Source organism: Pseudomonas sp. LS.1a, assembly GCF_022533585.1.
Lineage (GTDB): Bacteria > Pseudomonadota > Gammaproteobacteria > Pseudomonadales > Pseudomonadaceae > Aquipseudomonas.
Genome location: NZ_CP092827.1, coordinates 1,251,698 through 1,275,964, shown reverse-complemented (window position 1 = coordinate 1,275,964; position 24,267 = coordinate 1,251,698). Strand labels below are relative to the sequence as shown.

At 62.5% G+C, this 24,267-nt stretch carries 26 protein-coding genes and 1 pseudogene; 3 read left to right on the top strand and 24 right to left on the bottom strand.

Annotation, left to right across the window (positions count from 1 at the left end; all coding sequences use genetic code 11):
- Window positions 1–93: 93 nt before the first annotated feature.
- From MKK04_RS05905 to MKK04_RS05850, 13 genes and pseudogenes are all read right to left on the bottom strand, one after another.
- A complete protein-coding gene (locus MKK04_RS05905) occupies window positions 94–396 on the bottom strand; it encodes a phage tail assembly protein (protein ID WP_207829405.1) in 303 nt (100 codons plus the stop codon).
- Window positions 397–406: 10 nt separating this feature from the next.
- Complete coding sequence (locus MKK04_RS05900) at window positions 407–916, bottom strand: phage major tail tube protein (RefSeq protein WP_027920000.1); 510 nt, start codon at window positions 914–916, stop codon at window positions 407–409.
- A 13-nt stretch (window positions 917–929) separates the two neighbouring features.
- Window positions 930–2,096 (bottom strand): phage tail sheath subtilisin-like domain-containing protein, encoded by a 1,167-nt coding sequence (locus tag MKK04_RS05895; protein ID WP_241106333.1) that lies wholly within the window; start codon window positions 2,094–2,096, stop codon window positions 930–932.
- 88 nt (window positions 2,097–2,184) lie between these two features.
- A complete protein-coding gene (locus MKK04_RS05890) occupies window positions 2,185–2,625 on the bottom strand; it encodes a phage tail protein (protein WP_241106332.1) in 441 nt (146 codons plus the stop codon).
- A gap of 8 nt (window positions 2,626–2,633) precedes the next feature.
- Window positions 2,634–2,993 carry a gp53-like domain-containing protein gene (locus MKK04_RS26600; RefSeq protein WP_442964567.1) on the bottom strand — a complete coding sequence of 120 codons (360 nt, stop codon included), beginning with the start codon at window positions 2,991–2,993 and terminating at the stop codon, window positions 2,634–2,636.
- Between the two features lie 987 nt (window positions 2,994–3,980).
- Window positions 3,981–5,051, bottom strand: a pseudogene (locus tag MKK04_RS26595) (phage tail protein); the annotation flags it as partial.
- Window positions 5,044–5,652: a phage tail protein I gene (locus tag MKK04_RS05880; protein WP_233687938.1), complete on the bottom strand. Its 609-nt coding sequence runs from the start codon at window positions 5,650–5,652 to the stop codon at window positions 5,044–5,046. The gene MKK04_RS05880 and the pseudogene MKK04_RS26595, both read right to left, overlap by 8 nt.
- A 1-nt stretch (window position 5,653) precedes the next feature.
- Window positions 5,654–6,535 carry a baseplate assembly protein gene (locus tag MKK04_RS05875; RefSeq protein ID WP_207829414.1) on the bottom strand — a complete coding sequence of 294 codons (882 nt, stop codon included), beginning with the start codon at window positions 6,533–6,535 and terminating at the stop codon, window positions 5,654–5,656.
- Entirely contained in the window at window positions 6,532–6,858 is a 327-nt protein-coding gene (locus tag MKK04_RS05870) for a GPW/gp25 family protein (RefSeq protein ID WP_207829416.1), read from the bottom strand. The genes MKK04_RS05875 and MKK04_RS05870 overlap by 4 nt, the downstream gene beginning before the upstream one ends.
- Before the next feature lie 72 nt (window positions 6,859–6,930).
- Complete coding sequence (locus MKK04_RS05865; protein WP_207829417.1) at window positions 6,931–7,491, bottom strand: phage baseplate assembly protein V; 561 nt, start codon at window positions 7,489–7,491, stop codon at window positions 6,931–6,933.
- A complete protein-coding gene (locus MKK04_RS05860; protein WP_207829418.1) occupies window positions 7,488–7,985 on the bottom strand; it encodes a hypothetical protein in 498 nt (165 codons plus the stop codon). The genes MKK04_RS05865 and MKK04_RS05860 overlap by 4 nt, the downstream gene beginning before the upstream one ends.
- Window positions 7,986–7,996: 11 nt before the next feature.
- Complete coding sequence (locus tag MKK04_RS05855) at window positions 7,997–8,335, bottom strand: phage holin family protein (RefSeq protein ID WP_207829419.1); 339 nt, start codon at window positions 8,333–8,335, stop codon at window positions 7,997–7,999.
- A 475-nt stretch (window positions 8,336–8,810) separates the two neighbouring features.
- Entirely contained in the window at window positions 8,811–9,548 is a 738-nt protein-coding gene (locus MKK04_RS05850; protein ID WP_207829422.1) for a LexA family transcriptional regulator, read from the bottom strand.
- A gap of 149 nt (window positions 9,549–9,697) precedes the next feature.
- Here MKK04_RS05850 and mutS point away from each other — a divergent pair, with 149 nt between their 5' ends.
- Both mutS and fdxA read left to right on the top strand, forming a co-directional pair.
- The gene (gene mutS / locus MKK04_RS05845; RefSeq protein ID WP_241106331.1) at window positions 9,698–12,271 is read left to right on the top strand and encodes a DNA mismatch repair protein MutS; all 2,574 of its coding nucleotides are present in this window, start codon (window positions 9,698–9,700) and stop codon (window positions 12,269–12,271) included.
- Window positions 12,272–12,411: 140 nt separating this feature from the next.
- Window positions 12,412–12,735, top strand: coding sequence for a ferredoxin FdxA (gene fdxA, locus MKK04_RS05840; RefSeq protein WP_004375459.1), 324 nt, complete (start codon window positions 12,412–12,414; stop codon window positions 12,733–12,735).
- Window positions 12,736–13,353: 618 nt separating this feature from the next.
- Here the strand turns inward: fdxA and rpoS are convergent.
- From rpoS to MKK04_RS05800, 8 genes are all read right to left on the bottom strand, one after another.
- Complete coding sequence (rpoS, locus tag MKK04_RS05835) at window positions 13,354–14,361, bottom strand: RNA polymerase sigma factor RpoS (RefSeq protein ID WP_063911526.1); 1,008 nt, start codon at window positions 14,359–14,361, stop codon at window positions 13,354–13,356.
- A 108-nt stretch (window positions 14,362–14,469) separates the two neighbouring features.
- Entirely contained in the window at window positions 14,470–15,327 is an 858-nt protein-coding gene (locus tag MKK04_RS05830; protein ID WP_233693981.1) for a peptidoglycan DD-metalloendopeptidase family protein, read from the bottom strand.
- A 221-nt stretch (window positions 15,328–15,548) separates the two neighbouring features.
- Complete coding sequence (locus MKK04_RS05825; RefSeq protein WP_015269209.1) at window positions 15,549–16,187, bottom strand: protein-L-isoaspartate(D-aspartate) O-methyltransferase; 639 nt, start codon at window positions 16,185–16,187, stop codon at window positions 15,549–15,551.
- Between the two features lie 35 nt (window positions 16,188–16,222).
- Window positions 16,223–16,972, bottom strand: coding sequence for a 5'/3'-nucleotidase SurE (gene surE / locus MKK04_RS05820; protein WP_025337991.1), 750 nt, complete (start codon window positions 16,970–16,972; stop codon window positions 16,223–16,225).
- Entirely contained in the window at window positions 16,960–18,018 is a 1,059-nt protein-coding gene (gene truD / locus MKK04_RS05815) for a tRNA pseudouridine(13) synthase TruD (RefSeq protein ID WP_207829425.1), read from the bottom strand. Before truD ends, surE begins: the two co-directional genes overlap by 13 nt.
- The gene (gene ispF / locus MKK04_RS05810; protein WP_159265991.1) at window positions 18,015–18,488 is read right to left on the bottom strand and encodes a 2-C-methyl-D-erythritol 2,4-cyclodiphosphate synthase; all 474 of its coding nucleotides are present in this window, start codon (window positions 18,486–18,488) and stop codon (window positions 18,015–18,017) included. Before ispF ends, truD begins: the two co-directional genes overlap by 4 nt.
- Before the next feature lie 148 nt (window positions 18,489–18,636).
- Window positions 18,637–19,491 (bottom strand): S-formylglutathione hydrolase, encoded by an 855-nt coding sequence (gene fghA / locus MKK04_RS05805; RefSeq protein WP_191471930.1) that lies wholly within the window; start codon window positions 19,489–19,491, stop codon window positions 18,637–18,639.
- 8 nt (window positions 19,492–19,499) lie between these two features.
- Complete coding sequence (locus MKK04_RS05800) at window positions 19,500–20,612, bottom strand: S-(hydroxymethyl)glutathione dehydrogenase/class III alcohol dehydrogenase (RefSeq protein ID WP_016712915.1); 1,113 nt, start codon at window positions 20,610–20,612, stop codon at window positions 19,500–19,502.
- A 107-nt stretch (window positions 20,613–20,719) separates the two neighbouring features.
- Here MKK04_RS05800 and MKK04_RS05795 point away from each other — a divergent pair, with 107 nt between their 5' ends.
- Window positions 20,720–21,616, top strand: coding sequence for a LysR substrate-binding domain-containing protein (locus MKK04_RS05795; RefSeq protein WP_063911522.1), 897 nt, complete (start codon window positions 20,720–20,722; stop codon window positions 21,614–21,616).
- Window positions 21,617–21,748: 132 nt separating this feature from the next.
- On the opposite strand, the gene ispD is transcribed toward MKK04_RS05795, so the two are convergent.
- The 3 genes from ispD to eno form a co-directional block, all read right to left on the bottom strand.
- Window positions 21,749–22,456 (bottom strand): 2-C-methyl-D-erythritol 4-phosphate cytidylyltransferase, encoded by a 708-nt coding sequence (gene ispD, locus MKK04_RS05790; RefSeq protein WP_241106330.1) that lies wholly within the window; start codon window positions 22,454–22,456, stop codon window positions 21,749–21,751.
- Window positions 22,453–22,734, bottom strand: coding sequence for a cell division protein FtsB (gene ftsB / locus MKK04_RS05785; protein WP_004375443.1), 282 nt, complete (start codon window positions 22,732–22,734; stop codon window positions 22,453–22,455). Before ftsB ends, ispD begins: the two co-directional genes overlap by 4 nt.
- Before the next feature lie 168 nt (window positions 22,735–22,902).
- Window positions 22,903–24,192, bottom strand: coding sequence for a phosphopyruvate hydratase (gene eno, locus MKK04_RS05780; RefSeq protein WP_013971266.1), 1,290 nt, complete (start codon window positions 24,190–24,192; stop codon window positions 22,903–22,905).
- Window positions 24,193–24,267: the final 75 nt, after the last annotated feature.

Below are 24,267 nucleotides of genomic sequence, written 5' to 3'. Positions count from 1 at the left end.
ACCATGTCGCTGTACGACATGGTCATGATCTCGCTCGCAGAAAAATTCAGCTCCTTGGCCAGCCGCCGAGCGGCGGCCTTTTGCCGGCCCGGGTCAAAGTTCGTCGTCCTGCACCAGGCGAAAATAACCGCTTTGCAGACGGCTATAGTCCTTCAGGGCCAGGCCTTCGAGGTCCTTGATGCCAACCTCGGCCAGCGACGCGAACAGGTTCAGTTCGCGCTGCTCGTCATCATCCACACCCCCGGCATGGGCGTTGCGGATGTCCCGCACGGTCGGTGCCCGCAGCGACAGGCTGTCGACCTGAACACCATTTGCTTCGCTGGGGCGCGACAGGCGCACGGTGACGCGATCGGCGCTCAGGGTCAGCCATTGAGGCTGCTTCTTCACTTGAGCCATGGTCATCTCCTTACAAGCCGAGCGCGGCACGCTGGGCAGCCAACTGGTCGACGCCATCGATCACGCGCTTCATGCCCAGCGCGTCGATTTCATAGATCAGGCGGCCATCGACTTCGAGCTTGTAGTAGGTCAGGCCGACGCTGTGCTTGATCTCGGCCTTGTCACCGGACTTCCAGTCACCCATGTCGATTTCCTTGAGCGTGCCACGCAGGGTCACCACTACCGGGTTGATCTTGCCCTTGAGGCCCTTGAAGGCGCCGCGGAACGTACCGTTGAAGCCACTGCCGTCGGCCAGGCCGAAGAACTTCAGCGCTTCGCGGCGCACACCGGTGGTGGTGAAGGCCGCTTCCTGCTTTTCCATGCCCAGGTCCATTTCGACCGGCATGTCCATGCCGCCGGGGCGGTGTTCCTCCATCTTCAGGGTGAGTTTGGGCAGGGTCAGGCTAGGTACATCACCCTGGAAGCTGACGCCATCGACGAACAGGTTCAGGTTGGCCAGGGTTTCGGGAATCATTGCCATGTAAATGCGCTCCTTAAGCGGCGGAATCGAGGACTTCGGTCAGCCACTGGTTGGTGACTTCGACACGGAAATTGGGGTTTTCGGCAGGCGGCACGTCGGTGAAACGAATGTTCCAGTACACCTTGCCCTGCTCGAGCTGGCTGGCGGTGTTCAGCTCCGGGTCGGCGAAGACCTCGAAATTGATGATCGCGCCCTGGTTCTTCAGGTCACGCATGAAGGCCTGCAGGCCCTCGGTGACGTCCTTGACGTAGGTGGCGGTGATGGCGCGGTCGACGGCCCACTTGTGGCCGTAGAGGATCGCGTCCATGACGATGTCCATGGTCCGTACGCGGGTGACGAACGCCCATTTCGGGTCGCTCGACAGGGTGCGGTTGCCCCACAGGCGGAAGCCGTCATCGCGGATGATGGTGGCGATGTTGGCGTTGTTCAGCAGGTTGGCGCGGCAGCTGTCATCGCCATCGAGAAACTCCACCGGGCGAGTGGTGCCGGTGATGCCGACGAATTCCTTGTTCGAGGGCGAGGCCCAGAAACCGTATTCGCGATCGGTCCAGGCGAACAGGCCGGCGACCCAGGCCGAACCGGGTGCATCGACGGTGGCTTCCTCGCCGTTGTCCCAGTACTGCACGCCCGGGTCGACCAGGAAGGCGCGTTTGGCGCCGAAGTTCTTCGCGTAGTCGATAGCCGCCTGGTCGGTGGTGTTGGGGCCGTCGATGATGGCGATGCCGCGCAGCTTGTCGGCCAGGGCCACCAGTGCCGTGCCCACCGCCTGGGTAGCGCTGTGCCGCGGGGCAGCCAGCAGGCGTGGCTGGGCGTTGAAACGGCTCTTGCCGTCGAGCAGCGCCTGCAGGCCGGTGCGTTTGCCGTCGGCCTGCACCGTGCCGATGATCGCGGCGGTCTGCTCCGCTGCATCGTCCAGCTTGGCCACGCCGCAGGCGACGATGACCGCCTTGGCGCGGGTGTAGATGGCGCGGCAGGCCTTGGTGATGGCCGCGTTTTCGCCGAAGGCGGCGACCGCTTCACGCTCGCTGGTGATCAGCACCAGGTCGTTGGCCTTGGCCGTGGCGTCGGCGCCCTCGGTGAAGGTGTCGACCAGACCGATGATCGAAGAGGAAGGCAGCACGATGCTGCGAGCGCCGGTGTCGACGTTTGTTACGGTGACGCCGTGGAAGAATCCACTCATGTAGGTTTACTCCGGGTTCAGGTATGAAAAGGCCCTGCGGGTGCAGGGCCTGGAGGGTGTGGCAAAAAAAGCCCCAAGGTGTAGGGCATTACTTGGTGAGTGAAGAGATCCAAAGCGGTTCTGCTGGACGATACCTGCTATCCGGAAACAGATCCGATTGCGGCCAGTCACGTAGCGCTTTTCGATAATTCATCAGCATCATGAATTCGGAACTGGTCAGGGTCGTTAATCCCCCCATTTCGCGTTCGTCTCGATGCCGCGTGACAAGATCGTCAGTGTGACGTAACCGACTGTCTCGCCATCCCTCTTCTAACGAGGCCAGCCTTTCCTGCGTGGGCTCTGGAAGATCTATCAGTACAGGTGGACTTAAAGTAAAATCAATCATTCGGGCTTGACCGCTGACGCCATCCAATAATGACCGATGAAGGTCCCTGCTTATTTCTGTCGCATCTGCGGGCAACTGATCTTCCGTATGAACTGCACTATCGTAGAAAGCCTTATTGGCTGCGCTTACATAAATTTTATTCATGGCTACTCCTAGAAACCTTCTGCGTACCACAGGCACGCTGCATTGACCGGAGCATTCAAGACCGGAGGTGAGCCGGCGGTAATCGAGCATAAATTAAGGGCTTCAAAGCTGCTGTTACCCTGATTCCTGAACTGCCAGAACGAGCGGGTTACCCCCGCTATGCCGGCAGCATCGTGCTCATTCAAGTGCGTACACCGATTGGGGAAGGTAATGGGAAATGTCACTGTCACTACAGGTGACGCAGGGGTAGCGATGGCGGAGCTGCCCCACTGGATAATCAAGCCGCTGGGGAATTTATGGTACCCGTTGGTACTGCCTGAATTAAAAAGCCAAGGGAGCCTGCTACCTTCGACCCCCGTTCCGTCCATAATCCAGGTTTCTTCCCCGTAATACCTTGCATCTACAAATGTATCAGGTGGAATGGCAATGATTTTTACCTGACCGACATTGAGCCCCGTTTGAATTTTATCAGTACCTTGAACACCAATCGAAAGGCTATAGGGACTCCAGTTCTGAACACGTACAACAGCACCAACCGGGATATTCAAGGCTGCACTATTAGGCAGTGTATACCCCATAGAATAGGCACCCCAGAAATGGACTATTCCGCCCACATGTGTCACCACCCCGGCTAGCGTACCTGCCCCCGTTCGGGTCGTGATACTGGAATATTGCACCCCACGCCCCTGTACCCAATCAGTAGTTGCCAACTGCTTCGTGCTGGTAAAGTTGGCCGCAGTCGGCGCGGTTGGAGTTCCTGTAAGTGCAGGGCTAGACAAAGGTGCTCTGAGGGTGAGCGCGCTATCTACTTGAACCTTGGTATAGCCATCGACAATCCCATAACCAGCTAACGTTGTCGACTTTGCAGCTTTCGTCGCCAGTGTATTGGTCATGGTCGTGGCAAAATTCGGATCATTACCCAGCGCTGCCGCGAGTTCGTTCAGTGTATCAAGCGCCGCAGGCGCCGAATCCACCAGACCGGCAACCGCTTCTTGAACGAATTCAGTAGTCGCAAGCTGCCTGGTACTGTTTCCCTTCACAGCCGTTGGCGCGGTGGGTACGCCACGCAGTGCCGGAGAGTCGGTAACGCAAAGTTCCGACCACTTGGACCAAGTATTAGCATAACATGAACGACTGAACACCTGCCCCGTATTATAAATACAATAAACCTGAGTTATGATCGACGTGTTTGCAGCTTGCACCAACAGTGTTCCAGCCAACGGTGCCGGATAATTCAATGCAAGCGTTGCGTTGACATTTGCTGTCTGGCCGTAGGAGCCAGGTGTGACCATGCTGTTAAGGTCAGTGCCTGCTGGCATATTGCTCGTCGATACACCATAACTCCCCCAGCCCAGCGAACCGACCACCCGCTGGACAAAGTTTGTGGTGGCAACAGTCGTATCGTCACTGGTTAACGCAGGCGTCGGCGCTTTCGCGGCCCCGGTAAAGGTCGGGTTTGCCAACGGAGCCTTCAACGTCAAAGCTGCATCTACTTGGGCCTTGGTGTACACATCGGTCAAGCCATAGCCGGCAACAGTGCTGGGATTACTAGCAGCAGTTACCCTTCCATATTTGTCCACAGTCACGCTGCGATAAATGCCCGCCGCCACACCAGTGCGACCAAAAGCCATTTCATAAACTTGTGCAGTGACGCCCAGCGAAAGCGAATCATCAGCGATCAATTGCCAGGCACTATCGCCGTTGACCGAGCCCTTTTCCACCAACACCAGCAACCCTGGTGTTACCTTGGCATCAGTATCAGCATCGCTACTGCGACTCCAGGCCCCGGCAGCAACCTTGTAGATCCCATTATCCTTGGCTGCGGTCTGGTTCTTCACCAACACCCGCGCCCCGGTAGTCAGCGCCACGCCATCAACCGTTTGCAACCCGGTCAGGGCAATGTTCGCCGTAGTCGCCGCCACCACCGAATGCTTGAAATCCTGCCTGACCAGTTCCTCGGTAACCCACTCCCGGGTCGCCAGCACCACTGCCGGATCGATCTTCAACTGCACATTGCTGGCGCTGCTGACCACCAGGTTCATCCGCACCACCTGGGTACGTCCCGACCCCTGGCTCAGCAACGGCTTGTAGGTCGGCGCGCAGTTGGCCACGGCAACCATGTCGCCATCGGCATCGTAAAGCGCAATTTCGCGAATCCACTTGCCGCCAACGTCGGCCGGGATGACCTGCTCGGCAATGATGATCGCGCTGTTCTTGTCATCCACCTTCAGCTGGTTCAACGGCGCGCGGCGCCATTCGTTGATCAGGCTGGTCTGGGTGGCATTGGGGGTAGGATCGGTGCCTTTGGCATCGCCGACACCCATCTGGGTGATTTTCCAGGCAATGCCCAAGGCATCGGCATTGGCCTGTTTCGCCGCGCCCACGTTGGTGAGGATGGCGTAGAACTGAGAAGTCTGGTCAACCATGTGCAATGTCCAAGGTATCGATTGTGTGTTCACGGCCGCCACGCCCCACCATGCCGATGACCTCGATGTCACGGGGCGCCAGTGGGTAGATGTCCAGTTCGTCGCCGTCCTGGATCGCGCAGCCGAAATGAAGGGCGCCACGGCTTTCGAGGCTGATCACCAGGCCGGTCAGGTGGCGGCTGACCGGCCGGGCGTCGTCGATCAGGGCAGACAGTTCCTGATAGGTGCTTTCACTGATGCCCGTATCGGAAACGCCGATCTTCAGGGCGAACGTGCCCGCCTGAGCAGGCGGCGTGGTCTGCCACCACTCCTGCACCTCGATCAGGTAGCCGAAGGGCTCCACCACCCGCCGGAGCGCACCCAGGGTGCCTTTGTGGGCATGGACGAAGAACGCCGAGCGGATCACCGAGCGTTTGATCTCATCGCTCCAGCTGTCCTCCCAACGGTCCACCGACCAGGCCCAGGCCAGCTGATAAAGAAGATGCGCCGGGCAGGTATCCGGGTTGTAGAGTTGGCGCAGGCTGACCTTGAGGTCCTCGTCCGCAGCCACTTCGATGGCCCGCTCCAGCGCGGTGCGGTTGAGCGGCAACAGGCTCTGCATATCAGCTACCCCGCTTCAAGGTGAAGCCGCTGCACCAGGCCGCCTGCGCCTTGCTCGGGCGAATGTCGGCCCAGCCATTCAACTCGACCCGGCTGACTCCATCGATGTGCAGTTGCGCATCGATGCCAGAGCGCGCCACTTCCACGCCCAGACGCCTGCGCGGGTTGATCCAGGCCTGCAGGCGGCGCTGGCATTCGGCGAGAATCGCTTCGTACTCCGGGCCGTTGTCGGCCAGATACAGCACGGCATCGATGCGGTAGGGCAACACCTCGGCGCTGCGTACGGTGACCCGGTCGGCAACGGGGCGGATATCATCGTCATCCAAGTAGGTCGCCACCTGCGCCAGCAGTTCGGTACTGGCCTCGCCGTTGCCTTGCAGGCTCAGCACGGTGACATCCACCACGGCCGGCGACGGACTTTCGGCGGTGGCGTCAGCCACCTGTCCCGAAGCGTTGCGGGCATGCAGGATGTAACTGTTGCGCGGGCCGGCCGTGGTCAGGCCTTCATAAACCAGTTGCACCCGCTCGCGCAGGGCATCGTCCGATTCCAGCAACGCCTCGACTGGCGGGACGCTGGCTAGGTCTTCGGCCTCGATCACCAGGCGCTGCAGGCCGACATTGGCCGCCAGCTGGTCAAGGTCATTGCCCTGGGCGTAAGCCAGCAGCAGCGCCTTGGCGGCATCGTTGATGCGTGCCCGGTTGAGCAGTTTGCGGTAGGCGCCGACCTCGAGCAGCTTGGTCACCGGGTCGCTTTCCAGATTGGCGGTCCAGCCGTCGCCGAGGTAGCTGCGGAAAGTGTCCAGATCGGCCTGGTAGAGCGCTTCGTAGTCAAGGTCCTCCAATAGCTGTGGTGCTGGCAGTTTCGACAGGTCGACCTGGCTCATACGCTCACCTCCACCAGCGCGTCGTCGCCCAGGTAGCGGCCGATGAGCGCCAGGCTGACCTGGCCACCGATCACCGCGACTACCTTGACCCGCTGCAGCTGCAGGCGCGGCTCCCAGCGGCCCAGTGCGCGGGCCACCTCGGCCTGCACGGCGCTTTTCCAGCCCTCGTTGACCGGCAAATCGACGAAACGCCGCAGCTGGCTGCCGTACTCCGGTCGCATGCGCCGGCTGCCCAGCGGTGTAGTGAGGATGTCTTCGATGGACTGGCGCAGGTGATCGATGCCGGCCAAGGGCTGACCGGTGCGGCGGTCCATGCCGATCATGGTAAGCCTCCCTGTTCATGGGTATGCATGGCATTCTCCTGATATGAAAAAGCCCGCATGGGCGGGCTCGATTCAGTGTTTGTGGTTGGCCGTGTTGCCGGCGGTATCGATGATCCGCCCACCGCCGTTGATATCACCGCTGACCTGCAGCGGGCCATCGATCGTGACATTGCCGGAGAGGTTGATGGTTGCGGCCTGCAGGCTGATCGCACCGTCGCTGACCTGCACCGTGCCGGCGCCAACCTTGATGGTCGCGCTGCCAGCCGGCAGCTGGATGTCATAGTGGCTGGCCTGCCAGTCGTAGCTGATTGAACCGCCATCGGCGAAGCGCCACACTTCGGTATGCCCACGGTTGTCCGCTGCGCCACCGGCATTGCCATACAGGCCAGGCAGGAAGGTGCCCTGGGCCGGCTCGCCGCTGGGGCTGAGCAACACACCCTGCTCACCCAGACTGGGCGCCCGCCAGTGCCTGGCCTGGCCGGCCGCCTGGGCGTGCCAGCGCAACCAGGCGCTGGTCCAGCCGCTACCGTCGGACACCCGGACCCTGGCCGCGGCAAGGTCCAGCGCAACCACCCGGCAGGGGATGACCATGCACGCCAGCATGCGGTCATGCATTGCTGTGACGTAGCTCATGCCAGGTCCTCCGGCGCAACATAGTGTGCTTCGTTACCCTGCCCGGTATCGGGTGCAAAACCCAGTACCAGGCTACCGGGCGGCTGATCCGGCCAGTTCCAGCGCGGCTCGCCAAGCAGCACCGGCTGGTCCCAGCGCACAGTCCAGGCGTTACCCTGGAACTGCGCCTGCAGGTTGCGGCTGGCTTCGACGAATTCCAGCGCCCAATGCTGCTGGCGTAGCAGGTCCATCAGTTGCGCGGCCAGCAGGCTGCCCTGGAGCCGCGCCTCTGGATTGGCACTGTCGGCGGTGATATCCGCCTCGAAGGTGGCAATCAACACCGAGCGGCCATCCCGCGGTGCCGCATCGGCCGTCATGCGGACGATGCCGTGGCGCAGCGAGGGCCGCTCTGGAACATTTCCTACGGCGGTATAGGTATCTACCGATGCCAGCTCCGGCATTGCCTCACGAATGGTTGCCGTCACTGCGCCATGCAAAATGGCCAGTTCGCTCATGCATATTCTCCTTATCGCTCGTCGGGCTGTGTGCTGTCGCGCAAGCCCAGGCGCCGGATCGCCCAGCGTTCATACAAGCGCATGGCAACATCGGCGCCGCCGACCGCCGTCAGGCAGCCGAAGGCACTGGCCGCCCAGATCGACAGGCCGCCGGCATACAGCAGCATCACTGTCGATACCCCGCAGACCATGCAGGCCCCGGAGCGCAGCGCCAGCCGTCGCAGCAGCGACCAACCGGTGGCACCGGCCTTGTCGGCCCGCCACATTTCGCCGCTCAAACCGCCCAGCAATGCCAGGACGATTACCAGCCAGAGCGGCATCTCGAGTAACGCCTGTTGCTCGTTCGTCACTGTCCTGTCTCCTGTGTAATGCCTGTTGGCAAGCGCCAACAGATCGGTGGTGGGTATGCTGTGTTGCAAAAGATCGGCATTCCAAAAAGCCCGGCTCGCCAGGCTCTTTAGTAATGCGTTGACGAACCGCCGGCCACGCCTGGTGACGCCGTGCGGTTCCGCTACAAATTGGTGACTCCGACCGCGGCTGCCTGCCCGCCGGATAACTGATCGTGGTGCTTTACGCTGCACACCCGGGCCAGTTGCCAACCCTCTGGACAGTTGAGGCCTGTCCATCGCTGCCTGTGTAACAACCGGTTTCCGTCCGGCTTGAGACACAGGCTATGCATTAATGCATATGCAGTCAATGCATTTCTTCAAATTTCTATGCGTTATTTTTTGCTGTTATGCATGTAGGCCATGCACGGCCTGCCTTGTAGGGATTTTCTGCAGGCGAAAAAAAACCCGCCGTAGCGGGTTTCTTGGGTCGGGGGCATCAGCGCGCGTACATGCCCCACCAGAACACATGCCCGAGCAGGCTGATCTGCTCATCCTGCATCTGCTGGAAACTGTAGTCCTCGTCGGGATGCTCGTCGCGGTTGAAGCTGCGCAGGCGAATGCCGGTAGGCAGCCGATAGACCTGCTTCACGCGCAGCTGACCATTATGGTTGATGGCGTAGAGGTCGCCATCGATGATGTCGCCGATCGCACACTTGCCGGTGTTCACCCCCACCGTCGCGCCATCCCGCAGCACTGGCAGCATGCTGTTGCCACGCACGGTCACGCACTTGGCCTGGTCGAACTGCACGCCGTTGTGGCGCAGGCTGCGCTTGCCGAAGCGCAGGCGCGCACGCTCGCTCTCTTCGATGACGAATCTTCCTGATCCCGCTGCCAATTCAACCTCGCGAAGGAAAGGTACCGACACCTCGTCATCCTCGACGGGGGTTTCATCGTCCCACAGGCTTATGTCGCTGAGGTCGGCATGACCATGGGCCGGCAGCGCGGCTTCGCGAGACTCGCCAAGCTCGGCGCGGCCACGCAATTGTTCGGTGCTCACGCCGAAGTACTCGGCGATCTTCGACACGTGCTTGTCGGACGGGTCGACGATCTTGCCGCCGAGAATCCGCGACAAGGTGGATTGAGGAACACCCGTGCGTCGATACAGCTCCGTCGGGGACAGGCCGTGGCGATCGAGCAGTGCTCTGAGGACAGTGGCTACGTTGCGTTTTTGCATAGCATGCATAATGCAGGCACAAGGCATGAAATGCAATGCACACCGCACCGTGATGATGCATGCAGCGCCGCGCCTGCATCAGCTCGAAAAAGCCTGTACCATTGCCGGTTTCACAAACGCCAACCAGATCACCCGCTGTAAGGCCCTGAATGTCTGATCTTTCCGCACACACCCCGATGATGCAGCAGTACTGGAAGCTGAAAAGCCAGCACCCGGACCAGCTGATGTTCTACCGCATGGGCGACTTCTACGAAATCTTCTACGAAGATGCGAAAAAAGCCGCAAAACTGCTGGACATCACCCTGACCGCGCGCGGCCAGTCGGCCGGCCAGTCCATCCCCATGTGCGGGATTCCGTTCCATTCGCTGGAAGGCTACCTGGCCAAGCTGGTCAAGCTCGGCGAATCGGTGGTGATCTGCGAGCAGATCGGCGACCCCGCCACCAGCAAGGGCCCGGTGGAGCGCCAGGTGGTGCGCATCATCACCCCCGGCACGGTCAGCGACGAGGCCCTGCTCGACGAGCGTCGCGACAACCTGATTGCCGCGCTGCTCGGTGACGAGCGCCTGTTCGGCCTGGCCGTGCTGGACATCACCAGCGGCAACTTCAGCGTGCAGGAGATCAAGGGCTGGGAAAACCTGCTGGCCGAGCTCGAGCGCCTGAACCCGGTCGAGCTGCTGATCCCCGACGACTGGCCGCGCGACCTGCCTGCCGAGAAACGTCCCGGGGCCCGTCGCCGTGCGCCATGGGACTTCGACCGCGACTCGGCGCGCAAGGCCCTGTGCCAACAGTTCGCGACCAAGGACCTCAAAGGCTTTGGCTGCGACAAGCTGACCCTGGCCATCGGTGCAGCCGGCTGCCTGCTGATCTACGCCAAGGAAACCCAGCGCACTGCCCTGCCGCACCTGCGCAGCCTGCGCCACGAACGCCTGGACGACACGGTCATCCTCGACGGCGCCAGCCGCCGCAACCTGGAGCTGGACATCAACCTGGCCGGCGGCCGTGACAACACCCTGCAGTCGGTGATCGACCGCTGCCAGACCGCCATGGCCAGCCGTTTGCTGAGCCGTTGGCTGAACCGCCCGTTGCGCGACCTCAAGGTGCTGCAGGCACGTCAGGACTCGATCCGCTGCCTGCTCGACGGCTACCGCTTCGAGAAGCTGCAGCCGCAGCTCAAGGAAATTGGCGATATCGAGCGGATTCTCGCCCGAATCGGCCTGCGCAACGCCCGCCCACGCGACCTGGCACGCCTGCGCGATGCCCTGGGCGCGCTGCCCGAGCTGCAGAACGCCATGGCCGAGCTGGAGGCGCCGCACCTGGCGCGCCTGGCTGCCATTACCGGCACCTACCCCGAACTGGCCAGCCTGCTGGAGCGGGCGATCATCGACAACCCGCCGGCGGTGATCCGCGATGGCGGCGTGCTCAAGGCCGGCTATGACAACGAACTGGACGAGTTGCTGGCGATCAGCGAGAACGCCGGCCAGTTCCTGATCGACCTGGAAGCCCGGGAAAAGGCCCGCACCGGCCTGGCCAACCTCAAGGTCGGCTACAACCGCGTGCATGGCTACTTCATCGAGCTGCCGACCAAGCAGGCCGAGCAGGCCCCGGGCGACTACATCCGCCGCCAGACCCTCAAGGGCGCCGAACGTTTCATCACCCCGGAGCTGAAGGCGTTCGAGGACAAGGCGCTGTCGGCCAAGAGCCGCGCCCTGGCCCGCGAGAAGATGCTCTACGACGCCCTGCTGGAAACCCTGATCAGTCACCTGGCACCGCTGCAGGACAGCGCCGCCGCCCTGGCCGAACTGGACGTGCTCAGCAACCTGGCCGAACGTGCGCTGAACCTCGACCTGAACTGCCCGCGCTTCGTCGACGAGCCATGCCTGCGCATCGAGCAGGGCCGCCACCCGGTGGTGGAACAGGTACTGACCACGCCATTCGTGGCCAACGACCTGAACCTGGACAACAGCACGCGCATGCTGATCATCACCGGCCCGAACATGGGCGGTAAGTCCACCTACATGCGCCAGACCGCCCTGATCGTGCTGCTGGCGCACATCGGCAGCTTCGTGCCGGCAGCCAGCTGCGAGCTGTCACTGGTCGACCGCATCTTCACCCGCATCGGCTCCAGCGACGACCTGGCCGGCGGCCGCTCGACCTTCATGGTCGAGATGAGCGAAACCGCCAACATCCTGCACAACGCCACCGACCGCAGCCTGGTACTGATGGACGAAGTGGGCCGCGGCACCAGCACCTTCGACGGCCTGTCGCTGGCCTGGGCCGCCGCCGAGCGCCTGGCCCAACTGCGTGCCTACACGCTGTTCGCCACGCACTACTTCGAGCTCACCGTGCTGCCGGAAAGCGAGCCACTGGTGGCCAATGTGCACCTGAACGCCACCGAGCACAACGAACGCATCGTGTTCCTGCACCACGTGCTGCCTGGCCCTGCCAGCCAGAGCTACGGCCTGGCCGTGGCACAGCTGGCCGGCGTGCCAACGGCCGTCATCCAGCGTGCCCGCGAACACCTGGGGCGGCTGGAAACCACCAGCCTGCCGCATGAACAACCCCCGGCCCAAAAGGCCAAGGACGTGCCACAGGTCCCGCACCAGAGCGACCTGTTCGCCAGCCTGCCACACCCGGCCATCGAGAAGCTGGGCAAGCTGCAGCTGGACGACATGACCCCGCGTCAAGCTATCGAAATGCTATATCAACTAAAGAACCTGTTATAACGGCGCCCACTACAAGCTGGTAGAATCCGCCGCGGTTTGCTGGTGCTGCAGGCTATTAGCCTGGCCTGCAGCCACATACCCGTAAACCGCGCGGCCCTGAGAGGAAGGGCCGCCGCCGTCGCCTGAGGAGAGAATTAGAAATGACCTTCGTCGTCACCGACAACTGCATCAAATGCAAATACACCGACTGCGTGGAAGTCTGTCCGGTGGACTGCTTCTACGAAGGCCCGAACTTCCTGGTCATCCACCCGGACGAGTGCATCGACTGCGCCCTGTGCGAGCCGGAGTGCCCAGCGCAAGCCATCTTCTCGGAAGACGAAGTGCCTGCGGGCATGGAGAACTTCATCGAGCTGAACGCCGAACTGGCGGAAATCTGGCCGAACATCACCGAGCGTAAGGACGCCCTGCCGGACGCTGAAGAGTGGGATGGCAAGACTGGCAAGATTGCAGACCTGGAGCGCTGATAGCGTCCGGACACGAAAAAGGCCCCTCGGGGCCTTTTTTGTTTTTCTGCGGACAAAAAAAGGGGCGGTTTGACCCGCCCACATTTTTTCCGTAGTCCCTGCTTGTCCCAAACATCATCCTGATGAAATCGCCTCTTGCGATGTCCTTGGCCTTCCTCCTGAAAGCCTGTGCATGTCCCTGTGCACAGTTCGAATACTAGCGACTTGAGCAGGGCCGGCAACCGCGAAACCTCACAGGGTGTTGCAGGTGACACATTTCCTCACAGCTGAATAAGCCAGGTTTTTCAATGTGTTGGGAAAACGCAGGCTCTGGATACGACAATGATTTACTGAAGCGTACATAGAAGGCTTACAAAACAAGTAAGCAAAGGCTTACACGCGATGTTACTGGGGTAGCGCAGTACATAATGTCTTGGGGCTGCTTTGCAGCCCTTTCGCGACACAAGGCCGCACCCACAGGATAGTGGTGCATTCAAAGGCGATGAAGTACCTGTGGGAGCGGCCTTGTGTCGCGAAAGGGGCGCAAAGCGCCCCCGGCAATTTTGAATGGGGCACCTCTGATCGCCACATACAAAAACGCCCCGAAATCATCGGGGCGCTTTGTGTTGCAGGCTTGCGCTACTGGAACAACGACTCACTGGAAAGGCCGTTCTTTTCGAGGATCTCGCGCAAACGCTTGAGCCCCTCGACCTGGATCTGCCGCACCCGCTCACGGGTCAGGCCGATCTCCAGGCCAACATCTTCCAGGGTGCTGCTTTCATGCCCGCGCAGGCCAAAGCGACGCACCACCACTTCACGCTGCTTGTCGGTCAACTCTCCCAGCCACTGGTCGATGCTCTGCGACAGGTCGTCATCCTGCAGCAGTTCGCACGGGTCGCTCGGACGGTCGTCGGTCAAGGTATCGAGCAGGGTCTTGTCCGAGTCCGGGCCGAGCGATACATCCACCGAAGACACCCGCTCGTTCAGGCCCAGCATGCGCTTGACCTCGGCGACCGGCTTTTCCAGCAGGGTGGCGATTTCTTCTGGCGAGGGTTCGTGGTCCAGCTTCTGGGTCAGCTCGCGCGCCGCACGCAAGTAGACGTTCAGTTCCTTGACCACGTGGATCGGCAGGCGGATGGTGCGGGTCTGGTTCATGATCGCCCGCTCAATGGTCTGGCGAATCCACCAGGTCGCATAGGTCGAGAAACGGAAACCACGCTCCGGGTCGAACTTCTCGACCGCACGGATCAGCCCCAGGTTACCCTCCTCGATCAGGTCGAGCAGCGACAGGCCGCGATTCACGTAACGACGGGCAATTTTTACAACCAGGCGCAGGTTGCTTTCGATCATGCGCTTGCGGCCGGCAGGGTCGCCCTTTTGCGACAAGCGCGCAAAGTGCACTTCCTCTTCCGGCGAAAGCAGAGGCGAGAATCCGATCTCGTTGAGATACAGCTGGGTGGCATCGAGCGCCCGGCTGTAATCGATGTACTTGTGTTGCTTGAGCGAAGAGCCCGACTTGGCCCTCGTCCGAACCGAAGATACAGCAGGTTCGTCTGACACCACATCCGTTTCCAAAACGATGCCCGTCTCCATCAGGAGGACGTCATCGTCGATGTCAAACTCCGGCACTTCTTTACTGAGAGCCATTGTTATAGTCCTTTGCTGAGTTCGAACTCAGACTCGAGCGGCACCTATCTCCTTGGCAGCGCTGGAGCCTGTCCCCTCTACATCACAGGAACAGGCCGGGCACAACGGTCAACGACGTGGCAGGAACTGGAGCGGATCGACGGGTTTACCCTGGCGGCGAATCTCGAAATGCAGCTTCACCCGATCAGTGCCCGTGGACCCCATTTCAGCAATCGACTGCCCTGCCTTGACCTGCTGCCCCTCCCGAACCAACAGCCTGCGGTTATGGCCGTAGGCACTGACGTAGGTATCGCTGTGCTTGATGATGATCAGTTCGCCGTAGCCCCTCAAGCCACTCCCGGCGTAAACCACTGCACCATCAGACGCAGCAAAAACAGGCTGTCCCAAATCACCGGCGATATCAATGCCTTTATTCAAACTACCGTTTGAAGCGAATTTTCCAATCAGCACGCCGTTGGCAGGCCAGGTCCAGCCGCCTACCGCGCGCTCCGCAGCAGGCACGGTAGCGACCACCGGGGCGCTGCTGGAGGCTACCGGCGTGGCCGGTTTGCTGGTGTTGGCAGGGGCTGTGGCGGTGCTTCCCACAGGCCGCCGGATGACCGTGGTCTTGCTCGACGACGACGGGCTGGACACCACCGTGGTGCTGCCGGTAGAGCCGCTGCTGAAACGAATCGCTTGCCCCGGGCGAATGGTGTAAGGCGCCGCGATGCCGTTGCGCGCGGCCAGCTCCTTGTAGTCCCAACCATAACGGAAGGCGATGGAGAACAGCGTATCGCCAGGTTTGACGATGTACTGCCCGGTGGTTACCGCCGGGCGCTTGGGCACGGTGTTACTGCGGTCGACCACCCGCGCGCTGTTGCTGCTGGTGCTCGAGCAACCTACCAGTAGCGTGCCCATGGCCAGTGCAATCACCAGAAGCGTGAAACCCGACCCGTCCTTGCGCTGCCGAATGACTGTGTGACCCACCCGCGCTCCCCTCATGGTGCCGAAAAACGATATGAAGACAAGAAATGCAATATTGTTGCAATTATAACCAAGCCCGCCCGCATTGGCAGGGTTGGTGAAGGACTGCTGCAAAGCCTTGGTGCAAGCTGTGCGCTAGCGCTTCACCCCGCCAGATAGACAGGGCGCTGCTGCAAGAATTCGGTGCTGGCGCAAAAATATCGCGTAGCTCGAACCCGCAGTGTTCAGGCCAGCGGACCGTTGAGCAGCGGTACGAAGCGCACGGCCCCCAGCACGCGACGGGAGAATCCATGCTCCTCGCGCACGATCAGCATCAGTTGCTGGGTTTCGCCGGCTGGCCCCACCGGGATCACCATACGGCCACCGGGTGCCAGCTGGTCGAGCAGTGCCTGCGGCACTTCCGGCGCCACGGCGGTGACGATGATGCCGTTGTACGGCGCCAGCGCCGGCCAGCCCTCGCAACCGTCGCCCCAGCGGAACACCACGTTGCGCAGGTTCAGCTCCACCAGGCGCTCCTTGGCCCGGTCCTGCAGCACCTTGATGCGCTCCACCGAGAATACCCGCTCGACCAGCTGGGCCAGGATCGCCGTCTGGTAGCCCGAGCCGGTGCCGATCTCCAGCACCTTGTCCAGCGGCCCGGCCTCGAGCAGCAGCTCGCTCATGTGGGCAACCATGAACGGTTGCGAGATGGTCTGGTTGTGGCCGATCGGCAGCGCAGTGTCTTCGTAGGCGCGATGCGCCAGTGCCTCGTCGACGAACAGGTGGCGCGGGGTACGACGGATCACGTCGAGCACCTTGGTGTTCGAAACGCCCTCTTCGCACAAACGCTGGATCAGCCTCTCCCGGGTACGCTGGGAGGTCATGCCGATGCCACGCCGCAGCATATCGTCCTCGCGCATCAGAGCAGGCCCTCCAGCCAACCGTCGAGCTGCTCGAAGGCATCACTGAAGGTGCGGTCGAGCTGCAGCGGAGTAATCGATACGTAGCCTTGCATCACCGCGTGGAAGTCGGTGCCCGGGCCGCCGTCCTCGGCATCCCCGGCCACGGCGATCCAGTAGCCTTCCTTGCCGCGCGGGTTGACCACCTTGGTCGGCGCCGCCGCCCGCGCCCGGTGACCGAGGCGGGTGAGCTGGATGCCACGAATGTGCTCCAGCGGCAGGTTGGGGATGTTGACGTTGAGTACGGTGCGTGGTGGCAAGGCCAGGCGCGACTGCGCCTCGACCAGGCGGCGAGCGATATGGGCCGCAGTCGGCAGGTTGTCCGGCTGGCGCGACAACAGCGAAAACGCCAGTGAGGTACCGCCGAGGAAACGGCCTTCCAACGCGGCCGCGACCGTACCCGAATAGAGCACGTCGTCGCCCAGGTTGGCACCGAGGTTGATCCCCGACACGACCATGTCCGGCGCCTGCGGCAACAGCCCGTTGAGCCCCAGGTGCACGCAGTCGGTCGGCGTGCCGTTGAGGCTGATGAAGCCGTTGGCCAAGGTCTGCGGGTGCAGTGGCCGGTCCAGCGTCAGCGAACTGCTGGCGCCGCTCTTGTCTTGATCCGGGGCAATCACCACGCACTCGGCGTAATCCGCCAGTGCAGCGTGCAGCGCGGCGATGCCGGGTGCGGTAACACCGTCGTCGTTCGAAATCAGAATACGCATGAGCTGTCCGTCTGCCCTGCCGACACCAGATCCACGACTTCGCGCACCACCACGGTGGCGAAGCATCCGGCCGGAAGGACGAATTCCAGTTGCAGGATATCAGGCTCGGGATAATGCCACGTAAGGCCGCCAATAGGGAGCCGCAGAATGCGTCGTTCGTGATCCATGCCCGCCTGGGTCAACCACTGGCAAAGTGCCGGCTGACGCGCGCCGACGGCGTTTTCCAACTGTGCAGTGACACCAGCGGCCGGCGAATCGCCCGCGCCCCACATCGGGCCGGTCGGGTGCAGGTCGAGAATCGCCAGGCGCGGGTCGGCACATTCCGCCTCACCCGCCGGGAAGAAGCTGCGGCTGTCGGTGAACGCCAGCAGGTCGCCCACCTGGGCCCGCGCCCAGCTGCCATCGGCGACACGGGCCGCCAACAGCTGGTTGAACAGGTAGCTGCGCCCGGCCGACAGCAGCCGCGAGCGCACGTTGCGCTGCTCGGGCAGGGCCTTGCGTGCGGCCCAGTCGAGGGCGTCGTGAACGTTGCCACCACCGTGGCCGAAGCGCTGGGTGCCGAAATAGTTGGGCACGCCGTGCTGTTTGAGCTGTTCCAGGCGCGCATCCACCGCCTGGTGATCGGCAGCCAGGGCAGTCAGGCGCAGCGTGAAGCCGTTGGCCGAATGCGCGCCGCGCTGCAGCTTGCGCTGGTGGCGCACCTGCTTGAGCACGCGCAGGCTGGCATCCTCGGCACGCGACAGGTCCGGGTCGGCCTTGCCCGGCAGGTGCAGGCTGAACCACTGGCGGGTCAGGGCCTGGCGGTCCTTGAGGCCGGCGTAGCTGATCGTGCGCACCGGCACGCCAGCGGCACGGGCCAGGCGGCGGGCGGCCTCCTCGGTGTTCAGGTCTCGCTTTTCGACCCACAGCCACAGGTGCTCGCCCTGGCCCGACAGCGGGATGTCCAGCACTTCGTCGACCTGGAAATCTTCAGCCACCGCCTTGAGGACGGCGGTACCCAGTGGTTCGCCCGATGCGCGCGGGCCCAGCAGTTCCAGTTCGGTCATGCGGGTAGCAGCAGGGCTACCGAATGCACGGCGATGCCCTCCTCGCGGCCGGTGAAGCCCAGCTTCTCGGTGGTGGTAGCCTTGACGTTGACCTGGTCGAGTTCGACCTGCAGGTCTTCGGCGATCAGCTGGCGCATGGTTTCGATGTGCGGGGCCATCTTCGGCGCCTGGGCGACGATGGTGGCGTCGACGTTGCCGACCTTCCAGCCCTTGGCCTGGACGATGCCGACCACATGGCGCAGCAGCACGCGGCTGTCGGCACCTTTGAACTGCGGGTCGGTGTCGGGGAAGTGCTTGCCGATATCGCCCAGCGCTGCCGCGCCAAGCAAGGCATCGCTCAGGGCGTGCAGCAGTACGTCGCCGTCGGAGTGGGCCAGGAGGCCGTATTTGTGGGGGATACGCACCCCGCCCAGGGTAATGAAATCACCGTCGCAGAAACGGTGCACATCGTAGCCGTGGCCAATACGCATAGAAAAACGCCCTGAATGAGTCAGGGCGTGATTCTACCTGCTTTTGAGGCATTGGGGCTGGGGTGATTGGCACCGCATTGTCTGCGCCTGTGGGATCGAGCGCCGCGCGGGCGGCGCTCGATCTTGCAGGCATCCAAGATGCTACGCCTTACACCCGCCCCAAAGCCACCGCATGATGACGCAGATGCTCCTCGATGAAGCTGGCAATGAAGTAGTAGCTGTGGTCATAGCCAGGCTGCAGGCGCAAGATCAGTTCATGCCCCCCTTTGCGTGCCGCCTGCTCCAGGGCTTCAGGCTTGAGTTGCTTCTCGAGGAAGTCGTCGCGGTCGCCCTGGTCCACCAGCAATGGCGGGCACTCGCCGGCCGGAGTTTCGGCCAGCAGCACGCTGGCATCCCACTCGCGCCAGCGCGCACGGTCTTCACCCAGGTAGCGGCTGAAGGCTTTCTCGCCCCACGGGCAATCCATGGGGTTGCTGATCGGCGAGAACGCCGACACCGAGCGGTAGCGCCCCGGGTTGCGCAAGGCGCACACCAGCGCGCCATGCCCACCCATGGAGTGGCCACTGATGCTGCGCTCGCCCGAGGCGGGGAAGTGTGCCTCGATCAACGCAGGCAACTCCTCCACCACATAGTCGTGCATGCGGTAGTGCTGGGCCCAGGGCTGCTGAGTGGCATTCAGGTAGAAGCCGGCACCCAGGCCGAAGTCCCAGGCGCCGTCCGGGTCGCCCGGCACCTGCTCGCCACGCGGGCTGGTGTCGGGGGCGACGATGATCAGCCCAAGCTCAGCGGCCAGGCGCTGGGCGCCGGCCTTCTGCATGAAGTTCTCGTCGGTACAGGTGAGGCCGCTGAGCCAGTACAGCACTGGCAGCTTCTCGCCCTGTTCGGCCTGCGGCGGCAGGTAGACGGCGAACACCATGTCGCAGCCCAGCACCTTGGAGTGATGCCGGTAACGCTTGTGCCAGCCGCCGAAGCTCTTCTGGCAGGAGATGTTATCCAGGCTCATGGCAAACCTCAGAAGTGGATCACGCTGCGGATGCTCTTGCCTTCATGCATCAGGTCGAAGGCCTTGTTGATGTCTTCCAGGCCCATGGTGTGGGTGATGAAGGTATCCAGCGGGATCTCGCCCTTCTCGGACATTTCCACGTAGCTTGGCAGCTCGCTGCGGCCACGCACGCCGCCGAACGCAGAACCACGCCATACACGGCCGGTGACCAGCTGGAACGGACGGGTGGCGATTTCCTGACCGGCACCCGCCACACCGATGATCACCGACTCGCCCCAGCCCTTGTGGCAGCATTCCAGCGCAGCACGCATCAGCTGCACGTTGCCGATGCACTCGAAGGAGAAGTCCACGCCGCCGTCGGTGAGGTCGACGATCACTTCCTGGATCGGGCGGTCGTAGTCTTTCGGGTTGATGCAGTCGGTGGCACCCAGCTGGCGGGCGATTTCGAACTTGGCCGGGTTGATGTCGATGGCGATGATGCGCGAGGCCTTGGCCTTGACCGCACCGATCACCGCCGACAGGCCGATGCCGCCCAGGCCGAAGATGGCCACGGTGTCACCCGGCTTGACCTTGGCGGTGTTGAGCACCGCGCCGATACCGGTGGTGACGCCACAGCCCAGCAGGCAGACCTTTTCCAGTGGCGCTTCTTTCTGGATCTTGGCCACGGAGATTTCCGGCAGCACGGTGTACTCGGAGAAGGTCGAGGTACCCATGTAGTGGAACAGCTGCTGGCCCTTGTAGGAGAAGCGCGTGGTGCCGTCCGGCATCAGGCCCTTGCCCTGGGTGGCGCGGATGGCCTGGCACAGGTTGGTCTTGCCCGAGAGGCAGAACTTGCACTTGCCGCATTCCGGGGTGTACAGCGGGATGACGTGGTCACCGACGGCGACCGAGGTGACGCCCTCGCCTACTGCCTCGACGATCGCACCACCTTCGTGGCCGAGGATCGACGGGAAGATACCCTCCGGGTCGGCGCCGGACAGGGTGTAGGCGTCGGTATGGCAGACACCGCTGGCGACCACGCGCAGCAGCACTTCACCGGCCTTGGGCATGGCCACGTCGACTTCGACGATTTCCAGGGGTTTCTTGGCCTCGAAGGCTACGGCAGCACGGGACTTGATCATCAAAGGTCTCCAGACAGAGGGTCGATTCAGTCTGGCAGTGTAATTCACCGCCATTTGATGAATAATCCGGGCAAAGACAAAACATTATTGCCATGCAGGGATAATCAATGAGCAGCCGCTGGGAAGGCATCGACGAATTCGTCGCCGTGGCCGAGTCGGGCCAGTTCACCGCGGCCGCCGAGCGCCTGGGGGTTTCCTCGTCGCACATCAGCCGGCAGATCGCCCGGCTGGAAGAACGGCTGCAGACGCGCCTGCTGTACCGCAGTACTCGGCGGGTGACCCTGAGCGAGGCCGGGCAGACATTCCTGCAACACTGCCAGCGTCTGCAGGATGGCCGCGAGGAAGCCCTGCGCGCCATGGGCGACCTGGCCAGCGAACCCAAGGGGTTGCTGCGCATGACCTGCGCGGTGGCCTATGGCGAGCGCTTCATCGTGCCGCTGGTGACGCGGTTCATGGCGCTGTACCCGCAGTTGCGGGTGGATGTGGAACTGAGCAACCACACCCTCGACCTGGTGCATGAAGGCATGGACCTGGCCATCCGCCTGGGCCGGCTGGCCGACTCGCGACTGGTAGCAACCCGCCTGGCGCCTCGGCGCATGTACCTGTGCGCCTCACCGGCCTACCTGGAACGATATGGTCGGCCACACAGCCTGTCGGAACTGGCGCGGCACAATTGCCTGGTGGGCAGTTCGGACTTGTGGGCACTACTGCAGGACGGCCGTGAGATCAGCCAGCGCGTGCAGGGCAACTGGCGCTGCAACAGCGGGCAGGCGGTGCTGGATGCGGCGCTGCAGGGGATGGGGCTGTGCCAGTTGCCGGATTATTACGTGCTGGAGCACCTGAACAGTGGCGCGCTGGTGTCGTTGCTGGAGGCGCACCAACCGCCGAACACGGCGGTGTGGGCGCTGTATCCGCAGCAGCGGCACCTGTCGCCGAAGGTGCGGCGGTTGGTGGATTACCTGAAGGAAGGATTGGCGGGGTTGCCGGAGTATCGGCAAGGCTGAAGCGGCGTGTTGGCTGGACCGGCCTCTTCGCGGGTAAACCCGCTCCCACAGGTATCGCACATCCCTTCAGGTTTGCGCTGTACCTGTGGGAGCGGGTTTACCCGCGAAGAGGCCGGCACAGGAGCAAGAAATTCAGCGGCGCCCTGCCCAACGCTGGCGCAACCACTCCAGGTCTTCCGGCCGGGTCACCTTGATGTTGTCGCTGCGCCCTTCGACCAGCCGCGGCGCCTGGCCGGACCACTCGATGGCAGAGGACTCGTCGGTCACCGGCACATCCGACACCAGGCATTCGGCCAGCGCCCGATGCAAAGCCCCCAGGCGGAACATCTGCGGCGTATAGGCCTGCCAGATGGTGCTGCGGTCTACGGTAGCGCCCACCCGGCCATCGGCATTGGCCCGCTTGAGGGTATCGCGCGCCGGCACCGCCAGCAGGCCACCCACCGGGTCGTCCGCCAGCGCCGACAACAGCTTGTCCAGATCACTGCGCGCCAGGTTCGGTCGCGCGGCGTCGTGCACCAGCACCCAGTCGCTGTCCGCTGCCCCTTGGGCATGCAGCATCAGCAAGGCATTGAGCACCGAATCGGCACGCTCGCGGCCACCCGCTGCGCGCTGGATGCGCGGGTCGCTGGCGCAGCGCAGGCCAGGCCAGTACGGGTCGTCTTCGGCAATACTGACCACCACGCCCTTGAGCATCGGGTGGCCAAGAAAACAGTCGAGGCTGTGCTCGAGAATAGTCTGCCCGGCCAGCTCCAGGTACTGCTTGGGGCGGTCGGCAGCCATGCGGGCACCTACGCCCGCAGCAGGAATCACGGCCCAGAAGGCCGGTAACGTTTCGATCATTTTTGTGGCAACTGGAAGAGGGTTTCGCCCTCTTTGACCATTCCCAATTCGTGGCGAGCCCGTTCTTCAACGGTCTCCATGCCTTTTTTCAGCTCCAGCACTTCGGCATCGAGCACGCGGTTGCGCTCGAGCAAGCGCTCGTTTTCGGCATGCTGCTCGGCAATCTGCTGCTTCAGCTCGGTCACTTGCGCCAGGCTGCCGTTACCCACCCACAGGCGGTATTGCAGGCCACCCAGCAGCAGGAGCAGGACGAGGAACAACCAATAGGGACTGCGCATCACGTTATCCAGGTTAAAAAGGCTGCCGGGTACTTTTTACTTCGGGGCCTTGAATAGCACGAAGCCTGGCCGAGGCCAGGCTTCGTCGACAGAAACCCGTTGGAATGTAGGAAAGATCAGTACGAACGTTCCTACAACTCCGGCTGCTGTCTTTTTACCATCTCTTGCTTAGCCGCGAAACTCGGCACGACCGCGGTAAACCGCTTTGGCACCCAGTTGCTCTTCGATGCGCAGCAGCTGGTTGTACTTGGAAACGCGGTCGGAACGGCACAGCGAGCCAGTCTTGATCTGGCCAGCAGCGGTACCCACGGCCAGGTCGGCAATGGTCGAGTCTTCGGTTTCACCGGAACGGTGCGAGATCACCGCGGTGTAGCCTGCAGCCTTGGCCATCTGGATGGCTTCCAGGGTTTCGGTCAGCGAGCCGATCTGGTTGAACTTGATCAGGATCGAGTTACCGATGCCCTTCTCGATGCCTTCCTTGAGGATCTTGGTGTTGGTCACGAACAGGTCGTCGCCAACCAGCTGCACCTTGGCGCCGATCTTGTCGGTGAGGATCTTCCAGCCAGCCCAGTCGGACTCGTCCAGGCCGTCTTCGATCGAGATGATCGGGAAGCGCTCGGTCAGGCCTTTCAGGTACTCGGCGAAACCTTCTGCGTCGAACGACTTGCCTTCGCCGGACAGGTTGTACTTGCCGTCTTCGTAGAACTCGGAAGCCGCGCAGTCCAGGGCCAGGGTCACGTCGGTGCCCAGCTTGTAGCCGGCTTTTTCAACGGCTTCGGCGATGGCACCCAGGGCGTCTTCGTTGGAAGCCAGGTTAGGGGCGAAACCACCCTCGTCACCCACGGCGGTGTTCAGGCCACGGGCCTTCAGCACGGCTTTGAGGTGGTGGAAGATTTCGGTACCCATGCGCAGGCCGTCGGAGAAGGTCTTGGCGCCAACCGGCTGAACCATGAACTCCTGGATGTCGACGTTGTTGTCGGCGTGCTCGCCACCGTTGATGATGTTCATCATCGGTACCGGCATCGAGTACTGGCCCGGGGTGCCGTTCAGGTTGGCGATGTGCGCGTACAGCGGCAGGTCCTGGTCCTGGGCAGCGGCCTTGGCGGCAGCCAGGGAAACGGCCAGGATGGCGTTGGCGCCCAGCTTGGCCTTGTTCTCGGTACCGTCCAGCTCGATCATGGCGCGGTCCAGGGCCTTCTGGTCGGCAGGGTCCTTGCCCAGCAGCAGGTCACGGATCGGGCCGTTGATGTTGGCGACGGCCTTCAGCACGCCCTTGCCCAGGTAACGGCTCTTGTCGCCATCACGCAGCTCCAGCGCTTCGCGCGAGCCAGTGGAAGCACCGGACGGCGCGCAAGCGCTGCCGATGATGCCGTTGTCGAGCAGTACATCGGCTTCCACGGTGGGGTTGCCACGCGAATCGAGAACTTCACGACCTTTGATGTCGACGATTTTTGCCATTGTTGTAAGCACTCCAGAATTGACGAAAACAACTTAGCTTAGGAAATTCTTGCCGTTCACCGGGCGGACTTGCAG

Coding starts and splice junctions, on each gene's coding strand:
- MKK04_RS05905 (WP_207829405.1), bottom strand. CDS start 396: ATGGCTCAAGTGAAGAAGCAGCCTCAATGGCTGACCCTGAGCGCCGAT.
- MKK04_RS05900 (WP_027920000.1), bottom strand. CDS start 916: ATGGCAATGATTCCCGAAACCCTGGCCAACCTGAACCTGTTCGTCGAT.
- MKK04_RS05895 (WP_241106333.1), bottom strand. CDS start 2,096: ATGAGTGGATTCTTCCACGGCGTCACCGTAACAAACGTCGACACCGGC.
- MKK04_RS05890 (WP_241106332.1), bottom strand. CDS start 2,625: ATGAATAAAATTTATGTAAGCGCAGCCAATAAGGCTTTCTACGATAGT.
- MKK04_RS26600 (WP_442964567.1), bottom strand. CDS start 2,993: ATGGACGGAACGGGGGTCGAAGGTAGCAGGCTCCCTTGGCTTTTTAAT.
- MKK04_RS05880 (WP_233687938.1), bottom strand. CDS start 5,652: ATGCAGAGCCTGTTGCCGCTCAACCGCACCGCGCTGGAGCGGGCCATC.
- MKK04_RS05875 (WP_207829414.1), bottom strand. CDS start 6,535: ATGAGCCAGGTCGACCTGTCGAAACTGCCAGCACCACAGCTATTGGAG.
- MKK04_RS05870 (WP_207829416.1), bottom strand. CDS start 6,858: ATGATCGGCATGGACCGCCGCACCGGTCAGCCCTTGGCCGGCATCGAT.
- MKK04_RS05865 (WP_207829417.1), bottom strand. CDS start 7,491: ATGAGCTACGTCACAGCAATGCATGACCGCATGCTGGCGTGCATGGTC.
- MKK04_RS05860 (WP_207829418.1), bottom strand. CDS start 7,985: ATGAGCGAACTGGCCATTTTGCATGGCGCAGTGACGGCAACCATTCGT.
- MKK04_RS05850 (WP_207829422.1), bottom strand. CDS start 9,548: ATGCAAAAACGCAACGTAGCCACTGTCCTCAGAGCACTGCTCGATCGC.
- mutS (WP_241106331.1), top strand. CDS start 9,698: ATGTCTGATCTTTCCGCACACACCCCGATGATGCAGCAGTACTGGAAG.
- fdxA (WP_004375459.1), top strand. CDS start 12,412: ATGACCTTCGTCGTCACCGACAACTGCATCAAATGCAAATACACCGAC.
- rpoS (WP_063911526.1), bottom strand. CDS start 14,361: ATGGCTCTCAGTAAAGAAGTGCCGGAGTTTGACATCGACGATGACGTC.
- MKK04_RS05825 (WP_015269209.1), bottom strand. CDS start 16,187: ATGACCTCCCAGCGTACCCGGGAGAGGCTGATCCAGCGTTTGTGCGAA.
- surE (WP_025337991.1), bottom strand. CDS start 16,972: ATGCGTATTCTGATTTCGAACGACGACGGTGTTACCGCACCCGGCATC.
- truD (WP_207829425.1), bottom strand. CDS start 18,018: ATGACCGAACTGGAACTGCTGGGCCCGCGCGCATCGGGCGAACCACTG.
- ispF (WP_159265991.1), bottom strand. CDS start 18,488: ATGCGTATTGGCCACGGCTACGATGTGCACCGTTTCTGCGACGGTGAT.
- fghA (WP_191471930.1), bottom strand. CDS start 19,491: ATGAGCCTGGATAACATCTCCTGCCAGAAGAGCTTCGGCGGCTGGCAC.
- MKK04_RS05800 (WP_016712915.1), bottom strand. CDS start 20,612: ATGATCAAGTCCCGTGCTGCCGTAGCCTTCGAGGCCAAGAAACCCCTG.
- MKK04_RS05795 (WP_063911522.1), top strand. CDS start 20,720: ATGAGCAGCCGCTGGGAAGGCATCGACGAATTCGTCGCCGTGGCCGAG.
- ispD (WP_241106330.1), bottom strand. CDS start 22,456: ATGATCGAAACGTTACCGGCCTTCTGGGCCGTGATTCCTGCTGCGGGC.
- ftsB (WP_004375443.1), bottom strand. CDS start 22,734: ATGCGCAGTCCCTATTGGTTGTTCCTCGTCCTGCTCCTGCTGCTGGGT.
- eno (WP_013971266.1), bottom strand. CDS start 24,192: ATGGCAAAAATCGTCGACATCAAAGGTCGTGAAGTTCTCGATTCGCGT.